Raw genomic sequence first — 23,429 nt, 5'->3', positions numbered from 1 at the left:
CCCTGCTCCCGGCACCGAGTGCGGCAGACCCGGCAGGCCCGGCAGGCTCGGCAGACCCGGCGGGCCTCAAAGGCACCAAGCAGGTCTCAAGTAGGCCTCAAGTCGCCCTCGTAACACAAGAGATGACGGCACGAGAGGCCGCGCCTCCCCGAGCGCATCAGGGGACGGGCGGGCGCGTGGGCGCCGGGCAGGCAGGCTCGTACTCCTCGATCAGCCGGAGGGTGTCCCCCAGCCCCCGTACGAGCAGCGAGCCGACCGTCTCCCGGTCCAGCTCCCGCTTCGCGATCCATTCGAGGGTGACGCCCTCGACGTTGGAGAGCCAGCCGACCAGTGCCGTACGGGCCAGCGCGGGCATCTCCGTGCGGCCCCACGCGGCCTGCGCGATCGTGTCGAGCAACCGCTCGCGGACCTCGTCGCGAATGGCGAGGACCTGCGCGTCGAAGCCGACGCCGCCGGTGACGATGGCGCGGTAGGCCGCCTGGTGGTGCTCGGCGTAGCGCAGGTAGCCGTCGATGGTGCGCTGGACGCGTTCCACGGGCGGCAGGTCGTGGGTGCTGCCTGCGCGCTGGACCAGGCCGGCCACCGCGTCCTCGATGATCGCGAGGTAGTAGCCGCGCTTGTTCTTGAAGTAGTAGTAGATCAGGCCTTTCGCGACACCGGCCTGGCGGGCGATGTCGTCCACGGACAGGGCGTCGTACGAGGTGTCGGCGAACAGCTTCCTTCCGATGGCGATCAGTTCGGCGCGGCGCGCCTGCGAGCGCTCGGTGGCGCGGGCGGCCGGTGGGGCACCTGGTCCGCGCTGTTGACTATTATTCAAATTGGGCCCTAGTCTCCAACTGCCACGGGTTTTCCGCAGTATGGCAGAGGACGCCACCTGCGGCTTCGCCCCGTAGCCGCTCCACATCAGCACTTCCCTTGCGCGCTCGCACGTGTCCACGGCCGCGCTGAAGCGGCCGTTCCATCGCTGCCCCGGGGAGGAAGCAGTGAGCAAGAAGAAGCGGCCGTTGCCACAGGGACGGACCTCCTGGAAGAAGACCGCGGTGACGGCGATCCCCGCGGTACTCGCGGTCGGCGCCATGGCATCCGTAATGGCCGAAGGCGCGCTCGCCGCGTCGTTCGCCGTCTCGGGCACCAACTTCCAGGTCACCTCGGGGAAGCTGACCAGCCAGGGACTGGCCTCTTACGTGCACACCGACCGCGACGTGAGCGGCAAGGGCCACCCCGTCGCGCTGCTCGGCCTGGGCAAGGCCGTCCTGAGCGACATCTGCCAGGCGGCCGAGGTCAAAACGCCTCTGGGCACCGTGGTGTTCAAGCTGACCGCGGGCGGCGACGCCGGTCAGGTCACCGCCGACAACCTCGTCATCGACGGCGAGGATTTGGTGGGCGACGCGCGCTTCGGCACGGCGCAGATCGGGCGCGACGCCTCCACTCTCGACCAGGTGCCCGGCGTCCAAGGAGAGAAGGGCAAGTTCGGACTCCAGGCAGGGAACGTCGAGGTTGCCGGGGTCCGGTCGCACGCCTGGTCCGCCACCGGTGGCAACTTCCGCCTCAAAGGCCTTCGGCTGGACGTGAGCCTGGGCGGCAAGAAGTGCTTCTGACCACCAAAGAGCCGGCCGCCAGGCTGCCGTGGCCCAAGCAGCGCGCGGCGTTCCGCGCCTGGCGGCGGACCCGGCCGTTCTGGGCCGGGCTGCTGCTCGTACTGGGCGGCGCCGAACTCCTGCTCGTACCGCTGTCGCCGCTGACCGTACTGATCAGCCTGGGCCTGGGCGGGCTGGCCGCGATCGGCATCGGGCTCGCGCTGATCGTGGCCGGGCTGTTCCTGTGGCTGCGCCCGGCCGCGCACCACTACGTGAGCCTGCATGCACTGATCCTGTCCGTCCTGTCCTTCGCGGCAACCAACCTGGGCGGGTTCCTGGTGGGAATGGGACTGGGGATCGCGGGCAGTGCGATGGGATTCGGGTGGACGCCACTACGGGAGGAAGACGACGAGGACTCCGCGGACTCCGGTGAAGAGACCCACGCGAACCCCGGTGAAGAGACCTCCGAGGTTTCCGGCGAAGGGGGCTCCGAGGGCTCCGGTGGAGTTGACACGCGAGCCGACGGGGGCAGATCCGGCGGCGAGGGCGACGGCAGCCGGAGCAAGGCACTCGCCGTGGCGCTGCCGATCGTACTGATCACAGCCATCGGGGCGCCCGCCGAACCCGCCCACGCCGCCGGCGTTCCCGCACAGCCCACCCCGCCGACCGTGACCACCACCATGTTCGCGCCGAAGGGCTTCACGCTGGCCGGGGTCACCCAGGTACAGACGGTCAACGGCCCGGTCAAGGCGATGGTCCTCCGTATGAAGGCCGCCTCGCTCACGGACTATCGGCTCACCACCCGCGACGCCGGAGGGCCTCAACTCAGCCTCGGCGCACGCAACTTGGACCTCAGCGGGAACGTCACGCTCTACCTGACCAAGTTCAGTGGCTGCCTGGAAGGGCTGATCTGCCTGACCTTCACCCCCGACACGCTGCCGGTGCCGCCGGTCGTGCCGCCCTTCGTCTTCATGACCGACGTGGACGCCGAACAGGCCCTGGTCACCTCCGACCTGATCGTCGCGGACGGGCTGACGCTGGACGCCGGTGCGGGAACGGCAACGGGAACGGCATGATCGGGCTGCCGGCCGCGCTGTTCTGGGCGTACGCCATCGGATCGACGTTCGCGCTCTCCGCCGCCCGGCAACTGCAGTTCCTCGAACGCCGCGCCGCCGACCGGACCGGGCTGCCCAAGCTGCTCGCACCGCGCCTGGTCAGCCGTGCCGCGAACCCGTACCTGTGCCTGACCCTGCTGTACGCCGCTGTGCTGCTGGTACCGACGGGCCTGTTCCTGATGTGGCAGAACCCGTCCTGGTCGACGATGCACCTCGCCGGCGGACACCGCGGAGTCTGGGCCGGCTTCCCCCTGCTCTACGCGGGCGGCGCCGTGACCGCCACCCTCCTCGGCTTCCTGCTCGCCCAGGCACTGTGCCTGGTCGGCGCGGCCTACTGGGCGTACCTGAACTGTGTCTGCGGCTACTTCCTGCTCTTCGGAACCCTCATACACGGCTGGGACGGCCAGGGCTACCGCCGCTTCCTCACCACAGACAGCGCCGCGCTGCGTGCCTGGCCCGGGGACAGCCTGGTCAACAGCGTCCTGCGCTTCCTGACCTCAGGCACCTTCCTCGCACTCCTCGTCCTCGGTGCCGCCGTCATCGGGACCATGCTGCTGGCCGAGATCGGCTGGCTGGCGGAGGGCTGGCTGCTGCCCGGCGGCGCACAGGACTTGAAGGTCCCGCGCGTCCTCGCCGTCGCCATCGCGGGCGCGGGCCTCTACGGTCTGCCGCTGCTCGGCGCGCTCCTGGCGAGCACGCTGATCCGGTTCTTCGGCTTCCTCGTCGGCCTGGCGGTCTTCGCCCCCGTCGCAGGCGCGCTCCTGCTGCCGCGCCGCTCCCCCGTACGGTGGCTGTACGGGCTGGTGGGCCTGCCGAAGGGGCATTGGCGGGCGACGGCAGACCTGCTGCCGGAGGTACGGACGTCGCCACCGCCCTGACGCAACCGCGCCCCACTCCGCTTTCCCCCTCACCAGGACTGTGCTTCCCCCTCTCCGGGGCTTTACTGCCCTGCTCCCTACGAGCACCATCGGCGTACGGGACGGGGACGGAAGCAGCAACGGAGAGGTGCCGCGTGGTCAACCCTTGGCTGGCGATGGAGTCGGGAGCCGACCCGGTGGAACGCACCCGCACGGTGCGGCGCGCCCACGAGGAGTTCGTGGCCGGCGGGCCGGTGGCGCAACCGGTACGCCGGGTGGTGGCCGACTCCTGGCGCCGGTCGGCGTCCTGGCACGCGACGCTCGACGGGCCGGCGCCGATCGACCTCGACGAGCCGGAACTGCGCGCCTACCGCGACGCGCACCCGCTAGCCCGCGCCATGCCGGTCTTCAGGGAACTGCTGGGCTCCATCGCCCACGACGGCGCCCACGTCCTCGCCGTCTGCGACCCGCAGGGCCGGATGCTGTGGGTCGAAGGGCACGCCGGTGTACGCCGGCACGCGGAGCGTATGAACTTCGTCCCCGGCGCCCGCTGGGACGAACGGCACGCCGGTACGAACGCCCCCGGCACCGCGCTGGCCGCCGACCACGCCGTACAGATCTTCGCGACCGAGCACTACAACAAACACGTCCAGCAGTGGACCTGCGCGGCCGCTCCCCTGCACGACCCGCGGACGGGCCGGCTGCTGGGAGCCGTGGACATCACGGGCGGCGACCACCTCGCCAGTCCGCACAGCCTGGCCCTCGTCCAGGCCACCGCCCGCGCCGCCGAAGCCCACTTGGCCGCGTACGCCTCGTCCCCGGAGCCGCCGGACCCGGCCGCCCACCTGAACGCCCTGGGCCGGGACGAAGCACTGCTGGTCACGGACGGCCGCACGCTGCGGCTCGGGCGGCGGCACAGCGAGATCGCGTTACTGCTGGCCCGGCACCCGGAAGGCCTGACAGGCGACCGGCTCGCCACACTCCTGTACGGGGAGCGCGAGGTACGCCCCGTAACCCTGCGCGCCGAGATGTCCCGGCTGCGCCGGCTCACAGGACCGCTGCTCGACTCGCGTCCGTACCGTCTGACCAAGACCGTACGGACCGACCTGGACACCGTGGAATCCGCACTGTCGGCCGGCGACTTGGCCGCGGCGCTACGCGGCTACCGCGGCCCGCTCCTGCCCCTCTCCGAAGCTCCCGGCGTACAGCGCCTGCGGGCCGTCCTGGACGACCGCCTGCGACGGGCCGTCCTCACCCGGCGCGACCCGGACGCCCTGCGCCTGTGGGCCGCTACGCCGTGGGGTGATCACGACTTGCAGATCTGGGAGGCCTTGGAGGCCACCACACCCGCCGCGACCGCCCCCGGCGCATCCGCCACAACAACCCGCCTCCGCACGGCATACGGCCTCACCCCACCCCCTCTCTCCCCACACACCCCCTCCCCCACGCCCCCAGTCGCGCCCCCACCCCCACCCCCGCTCCTGTCCGCAACCTCCGTGCAACGTCCCCGCACCTAACCTGCGCACCGGCGCCCCGACGCGGGAGCGGAGGCGCGACCCGAGAACGATTGGGAGACCCCCATGGCCCGATACGCGAACCCCGGCGCCGCCGACGCCCTGATGTCCTTCCGGCCCCGCTACGACCACTGGATCGGCGGGGAATACGTACCGCCCGTCAAGGGCCAGTACTTCGAGAACCCCACCCCGGTCACCGGCCGGCCGTTCACCGAGATCGCCCGCGGCACGGCCGAGGACGTGGAACGCGCCCTCGACGCCGCCCACGCCGCCGCGCCCGCCTGGGGCCGCACCTCCCCCACCGAACGCGCCCAGATCCTCCACCGGATCGCCGATCGCATGGAGGACAACCTCCAGGCCCTCGCGGTCGCCGAGACCTGGGACAACGGCAAGCCCATCCGCGAGTCGACGGCCGCCGACCTCCCCCTCGCCATCGACCACTTCCGCTACTTCGCCGGCGCCATCCGCGCCCAGGAGGGCACTCTCTCCCAGCTCGACGACGACACCGTCGCGTACCACTTCCACGAGCCGCTCGGCGTCGTCGCCCAGATCATCCCCTGGAACTTCCCGCTCGTGATGGCCGCCTGGAAACTGGCCCCCGCCCTCGCCGCGGGCAACACCGCCGTCCTCAAACCCGCCGAACAGACCCCCGCCTCCATCCACTACTGGATGAGCCTGGTCGCCGACCTGCTGCCGCCCGGCGTCGTCAACATCGTCAACGGCTTCGGCGCGGAGGCCGGCAAGCCCCTCGCCTCCAGCCCGCGCGTCGCGAAGATCTCCTTCACCGGCGAGACCACGACCGGCCGCCTGATCATGCAGTACGCCTCGGAGAACCTGAAGCCGGTCACCCTCGAACTGGGCGGCAAGAGCCCCAACCTCTTCTTCGACGACGTCTCGGCCGCCGACGACGACTTCTACGACAAGGCCCTCGAAGGCTTCACCATGTTCGCCCTCAACCAGGGCGAAGTCTGTACCTGCCCGTCCCGCGCCCTCCTCCAGCAGGGCCACTACCAGGACTTCCTGGCCGCCGGCATCGCCCGCACCGAACAGATCGTCCAAGGCCACCCTCTGGACACCGACACCATGATCGGCGCCCAGGCCTCCAACGACCAGCTCGAAAAGATCCTCTCCTACCTCGACATCGGCCAGAAGGAAGGGGCCCGCATCCTCACCGGCGGCACCCGCGCCGAACTCGGCGGCGAACTGGAAGGCGGCTACTACGTACGCCCCACCGTCTTCGAAGGCACCAACGACATGCGCGTCTTCCAGGAGGAGATCTTCGGCCCGGTCGTCGCCGTCGCCCCCTTCACCGACTTCGACGACGCCATCACCATCGCCAACGACACCCTCTACGGCCTCGGCGCCGGCGTCTGGACCCGCGACACCAACACCGCCTACCGCGCCGGCCGCGCCATCCAGGCCGGCCGCGTCTGGACCAACTGCTACCACGCCTACCCGGCCCACGCCGCCTTCGGCGGCTACAAACAATCCGGCATCGGCCGCGAAACGCACAAGATGATGCTGGACCATTACCAGCAGACGAAGAACCTGCTGGTGTCGTATTCGCCGAAGAAGCTCGGACTCTTCTGAGCGCACGCCACAAGGCGCCTGAACTGGGCTTCGCCCGTCAGGCGCCTTCTCTCCCGCCCGCTCAGCGCGAGGGCCGGTCTGCTTCGTACCTCCCCCTTTCTTCCACCACTACCCACTCCTGACCAGTTGCTCCGGGCCAGTCACGGACCAAACCTTGCTGCTCCCCGCAGGAGCTCCTCCTCCGCTGACGCGGTCCCATTCCTGCTCGGACTGCTCGATGAGCCGGTTGGCCTGCTCCCGGACGCCATCCAGGAACTTGGCGTAGTGACGGAAGAGCACCTAAATACTCTGGCCCGCACGGCAAGCGCACTCGGCCGGGTCCACATTCGAATGCAGCCAGAACGAGACTCCGGCGTGCCGCAGGTTCAGGGGCGCTTGGCCAGGCCGGAGGCGTGCTACATCCGGATCAGGGCCAACTCGCGCGCCCGCGCCCAGGCCGTACCGTAGGCCGCGGCGTCCACGTAATCACCCGCCATGTTCCGGAACAGCCGCCCGTCCGGCACCACGCCCAAGTGTTCGGTGTGCGCTGTGAGCATGCGCACGAACTGCGGTGGAATGGGCACCGGCCGGGTCGCGGTGGCCGCGCGGCGCTTGAGCGAGTGCACCTCGCGCACCGCACCGTCGTCCGTCCGCTCCTTGCCCGAGGTGACGACGCCACCGGACAGGATCAGCAGTCCCCAGCCACTTCCGGGCAGATGGCACTGATCAAGCCGGAGGTGAATGACCTCGGCGGGCCGCATCGCCGCGTAGTACATGCACCCGAAGAACGCCTTTAGATGAAGTGCCGCGCCCGCCGCGCCCGCTCTGCTGAGCAACCGCCGCGAGCAGCCGGGCGACCTGGGCCGGATTGGGGACGGCAGCCGGGTCCACCTCCTCGCTGACCGCCGGAGCGTTCCGCCTCAGTCCGTTGAGGGGGTTCTCAGCCGAGAACCAGAAAGTCCGTCTGGGCGGCAAGCTGTCCAGCTATCTGTGGGCCACCGAGGATGACTTGGCCCTGTGCGGGCCCGAGCTGGCCCGAGTCGTCAAGGCGGCCCTGCGGACCCTGAGCGAGAGTGCCCCCGGCGCTGCATTCGCCAACGGCCGGCCCGTCGGCGCCCGTGCGGGGGCATGATGATGTCCGGCACCCTGACAACCACGCAGGCCGCCAAGCCCGGCAGCCCGTCGCCGCGCTTCACCGCACGCCCGGCCAAGGGCACCGACGAGACGAGCATGAAGGTGACATGCCCGCACTGCAGCAGTGACCTCTCCCGGCCCCGCCTCGGCCACCGCCTTCATAACGCCTGGCTGTGCACGTACTCCGAGGGCGAGGTGGCAGCGGCCGGCCTGAGCAAGTTGCACCCGCCGTGCCACGGAGATCGTGCGCAGCATGCTGAGCGGGCGGGCTCAGAACCGTACGGCGAGTCGATGGAGGGATCCGGGCCCTGACCGCGAAACAGCGGCCGAAACAGGAGGAGCGGGTCGACGTCGCCGTGGAACTGATCCTGCGCCCGGCCCGCACCGGGCTGAGCAGGGAAGCGAAATACCTCCGGCCGCGGCGTGCGGTGCTTCGGCGAGCGTATCGGCTCCTGAGATCGAGACTCGCCGACCGACACGCTCCTGGAGAGTGCCGCACCCGACGGCCACACCTTGGAGCAGCTGCGCGACGCGGCCGTGACCGAGGCGGACCGCGGCCTGGGTAACAGCGGTCGACTCGGCCTCGCCCGAACGGAACTCTTCGTCAAAGCTGCCTTCCCCTTGGCGATGGCCGAACAGATCGCCCTGCAGCGTCTTCGGCGGCGGACCGGTGCTGCGGGCCATGCTGTCCCGACGACACGGCATCCTCCAGGCGAACGGGATCGTCCGCGCCGGGCGAAGGGGCGAAGGGCTCCTAAATGTGAACCAGGCGGGGACACCGGTGCCGACGGTCGACAGTCAACCTCGCAGCGTCACCTACGCCGTGGTCCGCCACCCCTACGGCAATGGCCGGCCCCGTCCCGGAGACCGAAGTGAGCTTCAAGACTTCCTCCAGAAATTGGGCGATCCTGCGCGAAAAGTCGATGCCCTCCACAGGAGGGGTTCGACGATGGCGGAGGTACCGACGGAGCAAGGTGGGCCGATCCTCGTCATCCGCGACGGCTGGGACCAGGTGAGGGAAGTGCGCGATTCTCTCGACCGGATCAGTCGGAGAATCGCGGCCTGGGCGGACCGGTACGAGGAGCAGGCGGAGCAGTCGACCGAGTGCTGACACCTGGTCGCGTCAGTCCTCGGAAGCAAGCATCTTGAGCATCTTCTCCGCTCGCGCGTAGTAGACCGTGAGCACCTCCACACCGAGGGTGTCTTCCCGGATCTCCATGCACACGGCTCGCGCCTTCTCACCGTCGCACCGGGCGATCAGAGCCTCCGCCAAGTCGACGCGGAGGTCGAGGACTTCGGGGGACCTCAGGCCGTACTGCCGTCCGAAGTCGGGGAGGCGTTCGGTGAGCAGGTCGACCGCCTTGCCCGGATCCTCCGTGAGCAGGCGCCGGACCTCGTGATGGAGATCCTTGACGTCGCCCCGCGGACGGAACGTCTGTGGTGTGGAGGAGGGTTCGACGGCGAAGAGGATGCGGGGCTCCTCGGGAGCGAAGAGCGCGCGAAACGGCCGGGTCGGATCGCACGGCAGAAGCTCCACCGGAGCAGGGTCGCCCGGGGCAGGCAGATAGGCACGCAGGACACGGTTGACCTCGTCGGCAGTGGCCGGGCGATGCGCGGGATCCACCGCGAGCAGCTGATCGACCAGGTCCAATGCCTCATCGGGGAGTCCGACGGTGAGGGCGCCCAACGAAGGGTGGGTGCCTTGGCCCAGCCTCCGGCGTTCCCAGAGATCCTGCTCGTCGAGGAGGACGCTGCGGCCCGTGAGCATCTCGTACAGCAGGCAGCCGAGGTTGTAGAGATCCGACCGAGCGGTGATCTCCCCGCCCTGGAACTGCTCGGGAGACATGTAGAGCAGGCTGCCGGGGGTGCCACCCGTTCTCGTCAGTCGGGTGTCATCCACGGCTCCCGACACGCGAGCGATACCGAAGTCCAGCAGTTTCGTGTAACCCTCCTCGGAGATCATCACATTCGACGGTTTCACATCACGGTGCACGATGCCCTCGCGATGCGCCTCCGCGAGGACATTGCAGAGAGGCACGACGACGCTGGCGGCGACGGGAAGTTCAAGTACACCGCACTCGTCGATCAGTTCCTCCACGGACATACCGGAGACGAACTCCATCACGAGATAGAAGTTCCCGTCGTCCTCACCGCAGTCATGCACCGCCGGCACGCCGACGTGTGTGAACCGCGCGGTGACTCCGGCCTCCTGCAGGAAACGCCTGAGCATCTCGCTGCGATGCTCAGGTGTGGCGACCACGTCGGGAGTCAGGAACTTCACCGCCACCCGCCGACTGAGCAACTGGTCGTATGCCTGCCAGACCATCCCCATGCCCCCGGCCCCCAAAGGGCTGTCCAGTCGGTAGCGGGTGTTCAGGACTCGGCCCGCGCGGATCTCGAACCTGCCGGCACCGTTTGCCCACGCCATCTCATCTCCGTCTGTCGTCGATCGGGTCGACCAGCCCCGCCGCCAGTGCCTCGGCCAATTGGCGGGCGACACTGCGGCCCTGGTCGACGACTGCGGCCAGGGACTCCTCGAACCGGGCGATGTCCCGGAACGCCTGGCCGATCCTGTGCTGTTCCTCCCGTGACCGCACCGGGAGAAAGAGACGTCCTGTGTCTAGGCGGCTCCGGCGGCTGGTGGTGACCGCGGGGGCGCCGAAGCGTCCGGTGCCCTGCCCACCGGGCATCGTCATTGTCCCGGCCAGGAACCATGGGTCCAGGGAGGCCCGTTCGGGACGCAGGACGGTGACGCCCTGCCCGGCTACGGCGCCGTGCTCCCGCGGGTCGGCGGGACGCGCGCTCTCCGGTGCGGCGGCGAAGACCAGGACGTCCCCCTCGCGAAGCCGCTCGCTCTCGGCCGCGTAGGTGTGACCGCTCGGCCCGGCACGGGACAGCCCGTCGTCCAGTGTGAGCAGGGGCACCCGCACCGTCGTCCCGTCGGCCGTGTCCTGGGCTGTGGAACCCCGCCACGTCCGAAGAGCACCGGACCGGATGAGGTCATCCAGCGAGACACGGGGCGAGGCATCGCCCTCAGACGGACCGGTTGGCGGCATGGGCGTCTCCCGTACGGCGGGAAGCGCGTTCGGCAGTCCGTTCAGCAACCGTAGCCACCCAGCACGGTCCTCCTCCAAGCACGTCAGATCGACGGGGCCGCCTGACTCCCTGCGCACGTGCAGCGCCGGGGTGACGTCCGCGTCGTCGCCGAGAAGCACCGTAACCGGCACGCTGGCGGCGAAGTCGGCATCGAGTTCCTCTCCCGCGCGGAACCGGTGCCACACCGAAGCGACCGCCGCCCTTACGTTGTCCCAGTCCGTCGTGACGCCGGACTGCTCCGCGTCCGGGCCGACGAACAGATCCACGTCGATGAACAGCACATCCTCTGGCGGCGCCGCTGCCCGGGTGCGCTCGACGATCCAGAGGTGGGCACCCGGGGTCCTGGAGGATCCGGAGGGCAGAGCCACGACCGCCCGAAGGGTGCCGCGCCGCAGCAGCTCGGCCCGGATACGACGCCCCGAGGGCCTGGCGGCCACGCCCGCCGGCATGAGCAGGACAGCGCGGCCGCCGTCGTCGAGATGAGCCAGGGCGTGCTGAAGCCAAGCGAGTTCCGGCTCTCCCTTCGGCGGCAGGCCATGGGTCCATCGTGTGTCGTAACCGAGTTCGGCCCGGCCCCAGTCCCGCTGGCCAGAGGGAAGGTCGCACACAACGCCCTGAACACGCGAGGTGGCGTGGGCATCCCCCAGCAGGGAATCACCGGGCTTCACGGACACGACGTGTCCGTGAAGGCGCAGCCGGACGGCGGTGATCTCGGCGAGGTCGCGATCGAGGTCCTGACCGAGCAGGGCGGTTGTCCCGCTTTCCGCGGCCTGGAGGAGCAGACCGCCGGTGCCGCACGCCGGGTCGAGCACGGACACCGGCGCCTCGCCATCCGTCGAACCGACCAACGCGCACATCAACGCAGCTACCGGAGACGGTGTCACTTCGATCTGGCGTGCGTGGGCCTCCGCCCAGCGATGGAGCAATTGCTCGAACGCACCAGCGGCGCCCAGTTCGCTCCCCAGGTCCTCGATGTCGGCGCTCAGGGCGGCAGGCAGAGGAGGTGCACCGCCCTCCGCTCCTGCCTGGCGCCGGGTTGGCTCCTCGCCGAGCAGTCGGAACCCGGCCGACGCCAATATCGCGCCCGGACGGGCCGGGTCCCGCACCGCTTCCATCGCCCGCCACACCTCGTCGGCCGGCGTGATACGAACCGACCGACCGCGCCCTTCGAGCCAATTCACCACCTCCGAGAGCAAGAACTGGGGACTGCCCGCCGTACCGCCCACAGGAGTGGGAAACTCCGCGTATCTCCGGCGCCAGTTACTCACCGCCGCAGGACCGACCCCCGCGATCCGGGCGATCTCGGCTGCCGTGACCGTGGCTTCGCTCACCATCGTGCCCTCCTCACGCGAGTTCTCCGAAGAACCATAGCGTGCCACTCGTTAATAGACATCACCCGAATGAGTCCGTTGACAGGCTTCACACGAACATGCTCCCATGAGGGCATCCCATCAAGGCCGACGCCGCGGAGAACTCATGGCGACCTGGACCCCACCACCCGGAAGCACCTGGCCCACGTCCGAGAGACTGATCCGCGTGTTCGCGGGCTCCTCCTTACGCCAGGGCAGCGGCCGCTGCCCGTACAAGAAGGCCCTCAAGGCACGTACCGGATTCCGGATTCCACAGGGCCCACTGCCCGCGTACAAACCCGACCGGCGGGAGACGTTCAGCCTCGGGCCGACGGGGACCGCGCTCGACCTGATCGAGTACGGGGGTGTCCAGCCCGAGGAAGCCCTCCAGCAGGCCCTGGCGGCCACACATGAACGGCCGAAGGCCGACCCGGGGCTCGCCGCCTGGACCCGGTTCGCCGTCGATCGCTACTTGGAGGGCAGGCCGCCCGGGCTCCTACCCGTCGACTGCGCCTGGGTTGTCGTCACATCCCTGGGAAAGGCCGACACCCGCGGCGCCAAGCGCTACGAACAATGTGTCTGGGGTCGCCCTTACGTCTCCGCGGACGGGTGCATCCGCGAGTTGTGCGTGCCGGTCGCCCGATACGTGGCCTCAGCCGACCGTGCGAGACATGACATCGTCGACCCAACGGAACGCGCGGACCTGGCCGCGGCCGCCCATGTCGTCAGCCTCGGCGAGCCGTATCGGCTGCCTGCCCCTCACCGGTGGAGCCAGGGCGCCGAGCCCGCCCACGACGTCGGAGATGCCGCTCGGCGGCGTCCTGTAGAAGTAAGGATCACGGAAGTGAGCTGCCTCGACGGGCAGCGTTTCGAACTGCTCCGCGAAAGCCCCGAGGAAGTCGCGGAGCGCTACACCGCGTACGGCGCCCCAGAGCTGACCAAGGCCGTCACTGGCGGGGGGTTCCTTCCCGGCTTCGACTGCGAGGACTGCAAATACGCTCCCAGCTGCCCCGCGTTGAGCCGAATCGGCGGAATACTCGGCATCGAGGACCGGACGAAACCACGCCGCATTTGGTCGGTCACCAACGGGCGCTCCTACATGGGCCGTCCGGGGCACGACGAAGGCTGCCCGGCCCGCGAGCGCCTACGGCGTCTCCGCCTGCCGGACCCCGAGGGGCGCGCGCTCACCCCCCAAGTCATCCGGGGCCATGCGGTGCACGAGTGGATCCAGCGGCGTCATGAGACCGATCCCGGGACAGCGTGCCGGCCCGAGAACGCACCCGACGGGCGGTCGCCCTGGTCGGCCGGTCGCTGGACGGTACCGGAGGAGCAGGCAGAACTCGGTGCACGGATGATCGCCGCGCATGCCCGCCACTGCCCGTACAAGCTGTCCACGGTCCACGAAGTCATTCACGAGCGGACGCTCGTCCTGCACGACATCTCGGCCGATGTCCTCGTGCTCGCCAAGACGGACATGATCTACAGGGACGGGCCCTCCTGGGTCTACCGAGAGACGAAGACGGACGCACGGCGCAACCCGCCGCCCGAAGATGCCGACATCTTCCGCGCACGGCCCCAACTCGCGCTCGCCGTGCTGCTCAGCACCAGCCCCGTCCTCAACGACGACGCCTCCACCGCCCGTGTGGAGTTGGAGGTCCTGAGTCCGGCCGGCGCCCAGCTCACGATCATCGACCCGCTCGCCCCGGAGAATCGCAATGCCGCCCGCCGAGCCATTCACGAGCTGGCCACCGACTGGCACGCCGATGCCGACGCCCCCGCCCGCCCCGGCCGTCACTGCCGAAGCTGCGAAATGGCCGTCTGGTGCCGCCCGGCTCCGCCCGCGGACGCCGCAGCCGCCCCCACCTCCAGCGCGCCGAAAGGCTGAGATGCATCAGACTCAGGCCGTACGCCCCACACCGTGGGCGGAGTCGGAAGACATCCGCCTGCTTCGGGGCGTCGCCACCGCCATGGTTCGCCTCGCTGAGACCACCGGTACGGAGTCGCTGAGCCGCCCCTATCCCGAGGAGGCACAGCAAGCCCTAAACGACACCGTCCTGGCATGCCTCCTGCTCAAGGCCGATCCCCCCGAGAGCCTTCCCAAGCTGGTCGAGTGGGCGGCTCTCCGCCCCATCGACGGCTGGACGTTCACCCTGCCCGCCGACGCGATCCGACCGGGATCCCTGTTGCTCGACGACGCGACACGCCAGCCGACCCAGCTCTGCTACGAGTGGGCGGTCGACGCGGAGGAATCCACCGCGCTCTCGGAGCGGCCGTTCATGGGCACGGCGGCCACGCGCTGCCAGGAGGAGGAATACCCCGAGGCATATCAGGCCTTCCGCAGCCTGTTGATCCGACGCCCGGCCCTGACGTACCGCGATCTGGTCACCCTCCCCTCTGCGGACGACGGCCTTCTGGGGCCCCTCGGAGAACTGCTGCACGACATCTACCAGCCGGTTCCGGCGTCCTACCTCGACCGCAAGCGCAGGATCTACACGGCGTGCGGCCGCTGCCGCACCCTGCTGCATCCGACGACCACGGGCGGGATGTGGTGCGAACGCCGGACTTGTCAGGACCGGGACTCCGTCCGGCCAGGTCGCGAATTCCGGGCCGATGACGACGGAGGCGTCCACCTCCTGATCGGGCCGTTGCGCCAGTGGGTGGCGGCCCCCGGAATCCTGGAGGAACGGCTGGCCCGCAGGCTGGTCAAGTGCGGCGCGGACGTCGAGCTGTGGCCCGACTACGGCGCATACGGCATGCGCGTACGGCTGCCCGACGGGACCACGCTGGCGGTCGAGCACAAGGACTGGGCGAGCCCGGCCCTGCTGGGCCGCCGGGCCGCTCCACCGCTGTCCGGCCCTCCGTACGACCGGTGCGTCTGGGTGGTCCCGGCCGCCCGCCTGCGCGAACAGCCGACCTACCGCACGGTCTTCGAGCGCTACCGGCCGAGCCCGTCACCGGAACTCATCAGTGACAGAGAACTCGTCGACACCGTGCGCAAGGCTGCCGGGCCCAGGCTCTCCGGCGTCTACACCACAAGCGACGAACCGGCCGAGGGACTGTTCTGATGCGCGACCGCACATTCTGGGGCTCCCCACACGCCGACCGGGTCCGTTCCGCCTGGCCGGTGGACACGGGCCCGGCCCGTGCCCCTCGCCTCCTCCGCGTCGAGCTCGGCCTCTACCTGCTGGAACGGCTGTGCCCCGGCGAGCCGGCTATCGCGGCGTGGACCCTCCTGGGCGGCTACCCGTTCGCCCTCGCACAGGACAGGACCACGGAGCGCGAGCGGATGCTCAGGGTGGCCAGACACCTGCTGTGGCCGCTGCGGCGCCCCCGCACCTGGGAACGCGCTCTGCGGCAGTACGCCGCCTTCCCCGCCGAGGTACGCGGCTACCGGATCGTCGACATGCACGCGGCCGCCGTCCGGGAAGAGGTTTCGGTCCTGGCCGAACGCTGGCAATTGTACGAGCGAGCCCTCACCATTGCCCCTCGCTTCTACTCCCGGCCACGGCTGGCGATCGCCCGACCCGGGAAGTCGTACCGCTTTCCGCAGGGCAAGCTCATCACGTCCGTGCGCCTTCCCCGGCATCTGCCAGTAGCCACTGTTCGCCCCCAAGTCCTCGTTCCTCCCTCCAACGCGGGCAAGTCGATCGAGACGACCCTGGCCCGGCTGAAGGAGACCGCCGAGTGGATGGACCGGAAGCTGCGCGTCACGGACCCCCGCGTGTCCTGGGTCCAGCGCGTACGACGTATCGAGCTGGACGTGCTCGACTCCACACGATCTGCCTTCGGCTCGCTCGGTGAGAAGGACACGCTGTCCGTATCGGGCCTTTTCCATCTCGTGGGCATGGTTGGCGCCGGCAAAAGCACGCTGCGCGATGTACTCACCGTGGAGACCGTCCGGCAGCGGCGAAGGGTTACCGTCGTCGTGGGCGACGTCGCCGAACAACTGAGGTTGGTGGAGCTGTTCCGCCGCCTGGAACTGAAGGTCGCACCGGTATTGGGCGCGTCCACCCGGACTCGGAACGTTCAGCGCATGCACCGCAGGCTCACCGGCGCGGGCGCGGGTTCCCTGCTCAGCCACGAGGCCGAGCACTTCACCTATCTGAGCACCGCCTGCCCCCTCGACGCCCTGCGCGGCAGGGAAGCGTTGCAGCCACTCGAATTCACCGACTCCCCCTGCACCCGCCTCTATCCCGCGACTCCCCGGAGGGAGGGGCGGGCGCAGGAGGACATGCCACCGGACACCACCGAACACACCACCGCGGAGGCGCTCACCGCCGCTCCCCACCTCGATCCCGAGGACGCGGACAGTGGCCGGATGGGCACTGCGGAAGGCTGTCCGTTGTGGGGCGCCTGTCCTCGTCATCGTGGCGCCCGCGACCTGGTTGACGCCGACGTCTGGGTGGCCAACCCCGCGAGTCTCGTCTACGGGCTGACGCCCCGGCACCAGAACCGGGAGCGAGCCCGGTTCCTGGAGGTCGCCTGCGTCCGCAGCGATCTGATCATCGTGGACGAGGCCGACCGCGTACAGATGCAGCTGGACACGATGTTCGTCCCCTCGGCGACCTTGGTCGGACGCTCCCCGGATTCATGGCTGGACGAACTCCAGACCCACACCACCGATGAGTTCGCGCGGTACGGACGCCTTCAGCTGTCCGACGCGGACGTGGACCGCTGGTCCTCCTCCCTGACCGCCTCGATCGCCGCCACCAACAGGCTGTACTCGATGCTGATGCGTCATCCCAGCCTCCAACGATGGATCAGGGACGACTACTTCAGCTCATGGACACTGCAGCAGAAACTGCTCGACGAATGGTTCCGAAAGCCATCCTCCCCCGACGCTCCGGACCAGGACGACGAGCCCGACATCGACTTCGAGGAGGAGGCCCCTGACGAGACCGACCTCGACGAGGACCCGGACGACGATTCCGGTGCGGAATCCGAGGCCGTTGGGGAGCCTGAGGACCCGCTCGACGCCAGACGCGCCGTCGTCACGGAGGTGCTGGACGCCTTCCGCGACGACCCACTCGGCGGAGAGCGGACGGACGACCCCGAACTCACCGACCTGGTCGCCCTCGCCCGCGCGCTCCTCCACACCCTGGACGAGGAAACCACCCGCCTCCAAGCCGGCGCCACGCTCAGCCGACTGTCAGGGCTCGCTCCCGGATCCGACGCGGACATGCGCCGCAGGACCCTGTGTTTCGAATTCACCCTGTTGGTCTGCGTCCTGCAGCAGCGCCTCGATGTCCTCACGGAGCTGTGGCCGACAGTGGAGGCCGCGCTCAACCTGGAATCGACCGACAACCAGCTCGCCCGTCGGCCGCCGCTCGACTATGGCCCGCTCCTGCCCGAGTCCCCCATGGGCAACATCCTGGGATTCCAGCTTCTCACCGAGAACCTGGAGGCCACGAGAGACCCCGCCGGAGCCGAACTCCGGTTCTTTCGCTGCACCGGGGTGGGTCGCGCCCTGCTCACCGGGCTGCACCGGGTCACCGCGCTCGACGACGGCCCGACCGCTCACGTACTCCTCATGTCCGGTACCAGTTGGGCCGGTACGGCGGCGGGGGCGCATGTGCTGGCGCCGGTCAGGGCCATTCTGAAGATCTCGCCCAAGGAGCAGGCCGCACTGCTCCGGACCACTTTCCGCAAGGTCTTCGTCCCCGGACAGGACGGGAGGCCCCTCCACCTCTCCGGCACCCGCCCCGACCTGCGCCCCAAGGTCCTGGAGCTGATGCTCGAGGGACTTGCCCGACCTCGTGAAGGTCAGTTCGAGAGCACACTTGAGGAAGAACTGAGACTGATCACGAGCGCTCGTCGGAAGCGTTTGCTTCTTCTCGTGGGCTCCTACGACGAGGCGCGCCGGGCCTTCGAGGTCCTCGACGCCATCCCCCGCTGGAAGGACAGGGTATGCAGACTCGTCCCGGACGACGCCGAGTTGGAGGTGTCCTTCGGCGGCGCCGACCCGGGTGAGCCCCTCGCATCCAGCCAGTCCAGGACGCTGCGTCGTGGTGATGTCTCCGCCTTCGGAACCATGGACGCCCAGATCCTCATCGCCCCGCTCATGTCCGTGGAACGGGGCCACAACATTCTTAACGACGCCGGCCAGGCGGCCATCGGCTCGGTGTTCTTCCTCGCCCGCCCCCATCCCCGCCCGTACGACATCGGTATCGCGGTCCAGGGCATCAACAGCTGGGCGACACGCCTGGTGGCCGACGGCGGCTTCGACGAGCTGGTGGCCTCTGCTCCCGATCTCGACACCGCGGGGCGTTCGTTCCGCCGCGAGGCACGGATCCGATGGAAGCACCTGCTGACCCGGAGGATGGCCTGGCGAGAGCTGAACGACGAGGACAAGGTCGCCTTCACCTGGGATCGGCTCGTGGTGATGTGGCAGGTCATCGGACGTCTGGTACGTGGCGGGGTCCCGGCCCGTGTGGTCTTCGTGGACTCCCGGTTCGCCGAGCGGGAGGCTGCCGGTCGAGGACCCGACGACTTCCGCACCGGTCTGCTCGCCAGCCTGCTCCACGTCCTCGCCCCGTACTTCGACGAGGACGGTCCGCACCCGCCGGCCGACCGGCATCTGGTGAAGATGCTCTACGAGCCCCTCTACCAGGCACTGGAGAACATCCCTCCGTACCGGCCGGACGCTCCGCGCCGCACCACTCGAGGAGCCGCATGACCCGCTACGACGCCATCCGCCTCGCCCGCTTCGCCCCCGCCCCAGGGGCCGCATGGACCGTCGCCTATCACACGTTGTCCCTTCCGGAATTCCATCGCAAGCGTCTCCTCGATCTGTACAGGTTGGGACTCCGGAAACCGGACACCTGTCACGGCGTGCCGGTCGGACGCCTGAACGCACTCCTTCAGGCCCTGACCCCCGAAGTGGTATCGGTGGCGAAGTGGATCGACGTCGCCCGGGACGAGCCCTGGCTCTACGCCCGCACACCGGTTCCCGGTGACGTCCTGTCCGCGTTGCTCACCACCTGGGTACAGGATCTGCGGCCAGAGCCCGAGCATCGCCTTGAGGTACGAAAGGCGATGCGCGAGCTGCGCTTCGGCGAACTGCGGTGGGAGAAGCAGGACGTTTCCATGTTGTCCAGGGCCACGACGCCGAGCGGCACCGCCGCTCCGGAGGACCGGCTCTACCAACTGCTGCCCGACGCGATCGCCGATCTGGTGCTGGGATGCCCGGACCCGTTCACCTACCCAGGTGGCTCTCTCGCTTTCCGAGGGGTGGCCCGCCGCCCCTCCGACCGGGGCGCCGAACTGCTCTCCTGGCCTCCCGATCGTTACGACGACCAAGACGGACGGAGCTGGTGGTTCTCGGCGCTTCTGACCGTGACGCTGCAGACCGTACCCTTCTCTCCGGACCTCCAGATCCACGTACGCTCCGGGGTCCGACGATGGGCGACCCGTACCGGACGGAACGGCCTGTACCTCCCGCCTCGCCGAGCAGCGTCCGTATACCTGCTCGCGGACGCCCCGTGGATCGGCGACGGCCCCCGGTCCTCCGCCCGCTTCTCCGTGGGACGCCTCGCCTATGACCGCGAGCTCGGTGCCCGTGCCTGGGAGGCCGGTGGCCCGAGCGGCATGCTCACCCGGCTGCGGCTCCGCCGGCCGCTCCCGGAACCGGGCGAGCTCCTGCGTAGCCCGGGGGACTGGCTCGACCGGACGGGCCAGGTCGCCGCCGCTGTGGTGCACAGCACGGCGATGGGCTCTCACGGTGTGAAAGCCGGGCTCATGCCAGGCGATCGTGTACCGCTCATGGAGTGGTTCGAGCAGGCTCTGCCCGAAGGGCTGGTCCGGGCGCCCGACCAGGTGCGGGCGGACCGGCACCTGCGCTCGCGACGGGGCGCCCGGAAGAGTCAGGAGGAGCCGGAGGCCCGGGATGCGGATGAGACCGCGGCGCTGCGCCGAGAAGTGGCCGGTCCTCTCGAAGGCGAGCCACTGCGGCTGGAGTTCCTCTGGCTCACCCGACCCAACCGGGACGCCGGCGTGCGAGCCCTTCGCACCGTGCTCGGACTCCCGGAAGAGGTGGATCCCGCACTGCAGGACCAGGCAGGGGACCGAGGGGAGGAGACCCTCTCTTGGCGAACTCCGGAGCTGACGGTGGAGCTGCGCCTTACCTCCGTCGGTGAGCTCGCCGACGGTCTGTCGTTCCCCGCCGACGGCCACGTACGGACCGAGGTGCTGCGCACCGCTCTCGCGGCTCGTCGTGACCAGGTTGTGCGACGGCTGCCCGAGGCGCCGGCCAAGGGCCGAGTAACCCTGGCCCTCGTCGAGATCCACCACAAGGACGCGTACTCACCTCGCTCCGCCGACCCCAAGTTCGCCCTGCGCCTGGGGTTCAGGGACGCGGGACGGGTGACGCAGTTCGTGGTGAATCCCCGGCGGGCGACCTCCAGGTTCTCCGACGCCGACACGGCCCGGGCGAAGAAGTTCGAGGCCTGCTGGACGGACGGCCTGCGCCAACTGGGCCATCGCGCCGTGCCCGATCATCGTCTCGGTCCGGTCGTCCCGGACGACATGCAGTACGCGGCCCTGTGGCTGGTGAGACGGCGGCGCGACGGACCCACGCGGCAGGCGGACCTCGTGCCGATCACCGTACGCATCCGCCCCACCGCGCCCGCCGCCGAACGGATCACCGGCTGGGACCACCGCTCCGGCACCTGGGTTTCCTACCCCGAGCTTCTGATTCGTCTGGCGGGTTCAGCCGAATTGCCCACAGCGGAGGACGACGTGGAGCCTTCCGAGTGGGACGCGGACGCGCCGTCCGAGCCGGACGGCGCGGAGGACAATGACGGCTTCGATCCGGATACCGAACCGGGCAATCGTATCGAACAGCGCCGGACCGCTTTGGCATCCACGGTCCAGGAGATCCTCTTCGGTCTGCGCGATCGCCCCACGCTTCTGCTCCTCCACGCGCAGAACACCCGGCAGCTGTGGCCTTGGCTGCAGAACGGCCACATCCAGCCGGACATGATCCAACTCCACGGTCAGCAGGCGCAACGGATCGCGCTTCAAGGCCGCGATCTCCGTGTGGTCCGAGTGCGGGACCACACCGGCACCGAAACACCCCAGTGGTGGGGGCACAGAGAGCATGCCCAGGGCGACACCGATGGGGAGGACAAGAGCTTCGGCATCCCGACCGGCCTCTGGAAGCCGCCGGGCTGTGATGAGCGGCATCGGGTGTTCGGCAGCACGAGCGAGAAGGCGGGCCCCGGCACACAGGTGTCGGTCATGGCATCGCGCTGGGCCCTGCGTCCCTACACCCGAGGCGACAAGAGCGGCATCACGATCGACACGGGCAGGCTTGCCTGGAACCCCGCCCTTCTGGAGATCACCGTTGCCGCATGCCGTCCCGACGACGACCCCGAACTGTGGGCGGCGCTCACCCATCGGCTGCGTCAGTCCCCCGGACGCGATCCTCTGTTGGCTCTGCCCCTCCCCCTCCAATTGGCCCGCAAAGCCTCCGAGTACGTCCTCCCCACCGCCCAGGAACAGCCCTCGGAGCCGGACGAAGACGACGGAGCCGTACAACTCTCCTTCGAACTCGGAGCGATCACCCCATGAACGCCCTGGATCCGCGGAACACGCCCGACCTCCACGCCATGTGGGCCGATGCCCATGTCTCCTACTCCTCCCCGACGGGCCCGGGCTCGGCCTGCCCCAGCGATCCGCTGGCCGAACAGACGGCTGCCTGGCACGCACGCCTGACGGAGACCGCGCCGAACGGCGCTCTGCTGGTCCAGAACAGCATGTTCGACGCGCTGCGGAACGCCGACACCCTGCACCTGCTCCACGTCACCTGGTCCGTGGAACAGCTCGTGCGCCACGGCACACTCCGACCGTCCGGCGGCTGCCTGGTGGGAAGCGTCTATTGCGCTCCGCTGACGCCCACGACGAAGGGCCTGCGCATGCACAACCTAGCCGACTACATCCTCACCAAGGAGGCCCCGGCCGCCGTCGCTCGTTCCCCGCTCGTCGGCCGGACCGCGACTCCGCTGGTACTGGAGATCACGCTGCCTCGTCACACCTACCGCGGCCTCACCGGCATCGATTACCTCCGGCTGGGGACGATCCACCTCCGGAATCACCTGGATCGCGAGTTTCTCCTAAGCAGGGAGGAGCGAAATCGCCTGCGCGAAGCCGTGGTGTGCCGTGTGAAGAACTCGGCGGACTTCCTGGCCCTTGCGGCAGCCATCGCCTTCACATCGGAACCGACGGAGCACAAGGCCTTCCCCCGCCTCTTCTCCGAGACCATTTCCCGGCTGCCCGTTCTGGGCTACATCTACTTCGAAGCCCTTTCGGAGTACCTCATGCTGCACTCCCGCTCGGCCCAGACCCGACGGCTCGCGGAACGCGGGGAGTTCAACAACCGGCTCTCCAAGCAACTCGTGTTCAAGGGATTCCCCGGCACGACGGGACACTTCGATCTGGCCCGCTTCCGCCCCGACTTCAGCCGTCTCGAAGAGCTCCTCGCACGGATCGATCCGACGGTCGAGGCATCTCACGCCCGCGCGTACCTCACGGCCCGCATCAGCTACCTCACGGCGGCACGTCTTCTGGGGCCGGAAGCGATGGCCGCCGAACAGTGGCATCGCATCCGTTGGAACTTCGACCACGCGACCGAGTTCTTCGGCCCGTTGTTGGGCCACCTCATCCATCGAGAGCTACGCCGCTTCCAGAGGTATCCGGACTTCTACCGCTTCTACGATCAGGAGAAGGCATTCCAGGCCTGGAACTACTGGAATCAGATGGACATGGCACTGCCCTTCAATGGGACGTTTCCCAAGGGTGAGATCGGGGTCAATCCCGCCTGTCCGGACCTTCGTTATCGCGTGTGGAAGGCCGAACTCGGGGACGACCGTCTCCTTCATACGATCGAGGAGCTCCCCCTGCGGCTCACTCCCCGGCTCGTCGGCACCCAGCACATCCTCATGCGTGACGGACGTACGTCACGCAGGAGGATCGTGCCGACGGGACTCCGCTCGCTCATCGACAGCAGCGTATGACGGATCGGCGTAGTCCTCCCCTGGCGGACGAGGAAGCCCTCGTGGAGCCGCGGGCCCACGATGGGCGCTCTGCACTGCTTGAGCGACATTGACGGCACCGGCACCGGCACGCAGGAGCGCACGAGTGACGTCCGGCGCCGGCCGGACGCGGGCCGTTGTCTTCGGTGTCCACGAAGCCTGGTCGCGGCACCGCTACTTCTCCGAGC

The 23,429-nt window shown here is 69.3% G+C and carries 16 protein-coding genes; 12 read left to right on the top strand and 4 right to left on the bottom strand.

Translation table 11 applies throughout. The features are described from left to right. Positions 1-157: 157 nt before the first annotated feature. Entirely contained in the window at positions 158-817 is a 660-nt protein-coding gene (locus ACH4K4_RS30190) for a TetR/AcrR family transcriptional regulator (protein ID WP_398171660.1), read from the bottom strand. Positions 818-983: 166 nt separating this feature from the next. On the opposite strand from ACH4K4_RS30190, the gene ACH4K4_RS30185 reads away from it, so the two are divergent. From ACH4K4_RS30185 to adh, 5 genes are all read left to right on the top strand, one after another. Further along, entirely contained in the window at positions 984-1,598 is a 615-nt protein-coding gene (locus tag ACH4K4_RS30185) for a DUF6230 family protein (protein WP_398171659.1), read from the top strand. Next, the gene (locus ACH4K4_RS30180; protein ID WP_398171658.1) at positions 1,589-2,653 is read left to right on the top strand and encodes a DUF6114 domain-containing protein; all 1,065 of its coding nucleotides are present in this window, start codon (positions 1,589-1,591) and stop codon (positions 2,651-2,653) included. The genes ACH4K4_RS30185 and ACH4K4_RS30180 overlap by 10 nt, the downstream gene beginning before the upstream one ends. Further along, positions 2,650-3,570, top strand: a complete 921-nt coding sequence (locus ACH4K4_RS30175; RefSeq protein ID WP_398171657.1) for a hypothetical protein — start codon at positions 2,650-2,652, stop codon at positions 3,568-3,570. Before ACH4K4_RS30180 ends, ACH4K4_RS30175 begins: the two co-directional genes overlap by 4 nt. A gap of 134 nt (positions 3,571-3,704) precedes the next feature. Next, positions 3,705-5,066, top strand: a complete 1,362-nt coding sequence (locus ACH4K4_RS30170) for a GAF domain-containing protein (RefSeq protein WP_398171656.1) — start codon at positions 3,705-3,707, stop codon at positions 5,064-5,066. 63 nt (positions 5,067-5,129) lie between these two features. Next, positions 5,130-6,653, top strand: a complete 1,524-nt coding sequence (gene adh, locus ACH4K4_RS30165) for an aldehyde dehydrogenase (RefSeq protein WP_398171655.1) — start codon at positions 5,130-5,132, stop codon at positions 6,651-6,653. A gap of 395 nt (positions 6,654-7,048) precedes the next feature. On the opposite strand, the gene ACH4K4_RS30160 is transcribed toward adh, so the two are convergent. Continuing rightward, positions 7,049-7,408, bottom strand: a complete 360-nt coding sequence (locus ACH4K4_RS30160; protein ID WP_398171654.1) for a hypothetical protein — start codon at positions 7,406-7,408, stop codon at positions 7,049-7,051. 152 nt (positions 7,409-7,560) lie between these two features. On the opposite strand from ACH4K4_RS30160, the gene ACH4K4_RS30155 reads away from it, so the two are divergent. Together ACH4K4_RS30155 and ACH4K4_RS30150 are read left to right on the top strand one after the other, a co-directional pair. Then, positions 7,561-7,764, top strand: a complete 204-nt coding sequence (locus ACH4K4_RS30155) for a hypothetical protein (RefSeq protein WP_398171653.1) — start codon at positions 7,561-7,563, stop codon at positions 7,762-7,764. 951 nt (positions 7,765-8,715) lie between these two features. After that, positions 8,716-8,877 carry a hypothetical protein gene (locus tag ACH4K4_RS30150; RefSeq protein ID WP_398171652.1) on the top strand — a complete coding sequence of 54 codons (162 nt, stop codon included), beginning with the start codon at positions 8,716-8,718 and terminating at the stop codon, positions 8,875-8,877. 12 nt (positions 8,878-8,889) lie between these two features. Here the strand turns inward: ACH4K4_RS30150 and ACH4K4_RS30145 are convergent, their stop codons facing one another. Continuing rightward, positions 8,890-10,194 (bottom strand): serine/threonine-protein kinase, encoded by a 1,305-nt coding sequence (locus ACH4K4_RS30145; RefSeq protein ID WP_398171651.1) that lies wholly within the window; start codon positions 10,192-10,194, stop codon positions 8,890-8,892. A gap of 1 nt (position 10,195) precedes the next feature. After that, positions 10,196-12,196: an N-6 DNA methylase gene (locus tag ACH4K4_RS30140; RefSeq protein WP_398171650.1), complete on the bottom strand. Its 2,001-nt coding sequence runs from the start codon at positions 12,194-12,196 to the stop codon at positions 10,196-10,198. A gap of 142 nt (positions 12,197-12,338) precedes the next feature. Here ACH4K4_RS30140 and ACH4K4_RS30135 point away from each other — a divergent pair, with 142 nt between their 5' ends. From ACH4K4_RS30135 to ACH4K4_RS30115, 5 genes are read left to right on the top strand one after another with little or no spacing between them, the layout of a single operon-like run. Next, positions 12,339-14,096: a PD-(D/E)XK nuclease family protein gene (locus tag ACH4K4_RS30135; RefSeq protein ID WP_398171649.1), complete on the top strand. Its 1,758-nt coding sequence runs from the start codon at positions 12,339-12,341 to the stop codon at positions 14,094-14,096. Between the two features lies 1 nt (position 14,097). Next, complete coding sequence (locus ACH4K4_RS30130; RefSeq protein WP_398171648.1) at positions 14,098-15,276, top strand: hypothetical protein; 1,179 nt, start codon at positions 14,098-14,100, stop codon at positions 15,274-15,276. Beyond that, positions 15,276-18,887: a signal recognition particle gene (locus ACH4K4_RS30125; RefSeq protein WP_398171647.1), complete on the top strand. Its 3,612-nt coding sequence runs from the start codon at positions 15,276-15,278 to the stop codon at positions 18,885-18,887. The genes ACH4K4_RS30130 and ACH4K4_RS30125 overlap by 1 nt, the downstream gene beginning before the upstream one ends. Beyond that, positions 18,884-21,781 carry a pPIWI_RE module domain-containing protein gene (locus ACH4K4_RS30120; protein ID WP_398171646.1) on the top strand — a complete coding sequence of 966 codons (2,898 nt, stop codon included), beginning with the start codon at positions 18,884-18,886 and terminating at the stop codon, positions 21,779-21,781. The genes ACH4K4_RS30125 and ACH4K4_RS30120 overlap by 4 nt, the downstream gene beginning before the upstream one ends. Beyond that, the gene (locus ACH4K4_RS30115) at positions 21,778-23,223 is read left to right on the top strand and encodes a hypothetical protein (RefSeq protein WP_398171645.1); all 1,446 of its coding nucleotides are present in this window, start codon (positions 21,778-21,780) and stop codon (positions 23,221-23,223) included. The genes ACH4K4_RS30120 and ACH4K4_RS30115 overlap by 4 nt, the downstream gene beginning before the upstream one ends. The last annotated feature ends 206 nt before the right edge of the window (positions 23,224-23,429 follow it).

The organism is Streptomyces sp. NPDC017529 (assembly GCF_044329785.1).
In the GTDB taxonomy this organism is placed as follows: domain Bacteria; phylum Actinomycetota; class Actinomycetes; order Streptomycetales; family Streptomycetaceae; genus Streptomyces.
The sequence above is the reverse complement of the archived record's forward strand: the minus strand, read 5'-3'. Positions and strand labels throughout refer to the sequence as shown.

Coding starts and splice junctions, on each gene's coding strand:
- ACH4K4_RS30175 (WP_398171657.1), top strand. CDS start 2,650: ATGATCGGGCTGCCGGCCGCGCTGTTCTGGGCGTACGCCATCGGATCG.
- adh (WP_398171655.1), top strand. CDS start 5,130: ATGGCCCGATACGCGAACCCCGGCGCCGCCGACGCCCTGATGTCCTTC.
- ACH4K4_RS30160 (WP_398171654.1), bottom strand. CDS start 7,408: ATGTACTACGCGGCGATGCGGCCCGCCGAGGTCATTCACCTCCGGCTT.
- ACH4K4_RS30150 (WP_398171652.1), top strand. CDS start 8,716: ATGGCGGAGGTACCGACGGAGCAAGGTGGGCCGATCCTCGTCATCCGC.
- ACH4K4_RS30145 (WP_398171651.1), bottom strand. CDS start 10,194: ATGGCGTGGGCAAACGGTGCCGGCAGGTTCGAGATCCGCGCGGGCCGA.
- ACH4K4_RS30140 (WP_398171650.1), bottom strand. CDS start 12,196: ATGGTGAGCGAAGCCACGGTCACGGCAGCCGAGATCGCCCGGATCGCG.
- ACH4K4_RS30135 (WP_398171649.1), top strand. CDS start 12,339: ATGGCGACCTGGACCCCACCACCCGGAAGCACCTGGCCCACGTCCGAG.
- ACH4K4_RS30130 (WP_398171648.1), top strand. CDS start 14,098: ATGCATCAGACTCAGGCCGTACGCCCCACACCGTGGGCGGAGTCGGAA.
- ACH4K4_RS30125 (WP_398171647.1), top strand. CDS start 15,276: ATGCGCGACCGCACATTCTGGGGCTCCCCACACGCCGACCGGGTCCGT.
- ACH4K4_RS30120 (WP_398171646.1), top strand. CDS start 18,884: ATGACCCGCTACGACGCCATCCGCCTCGCCCGCTTCGCCCCCGCCCCA.
- ACH4K4_RS30115 (WP_398171645.1), top strand. CDS start 21,778: ATGAACGCCCTGGATCCGCGGAACACGCCCGACCTCCACGCCATGTGG.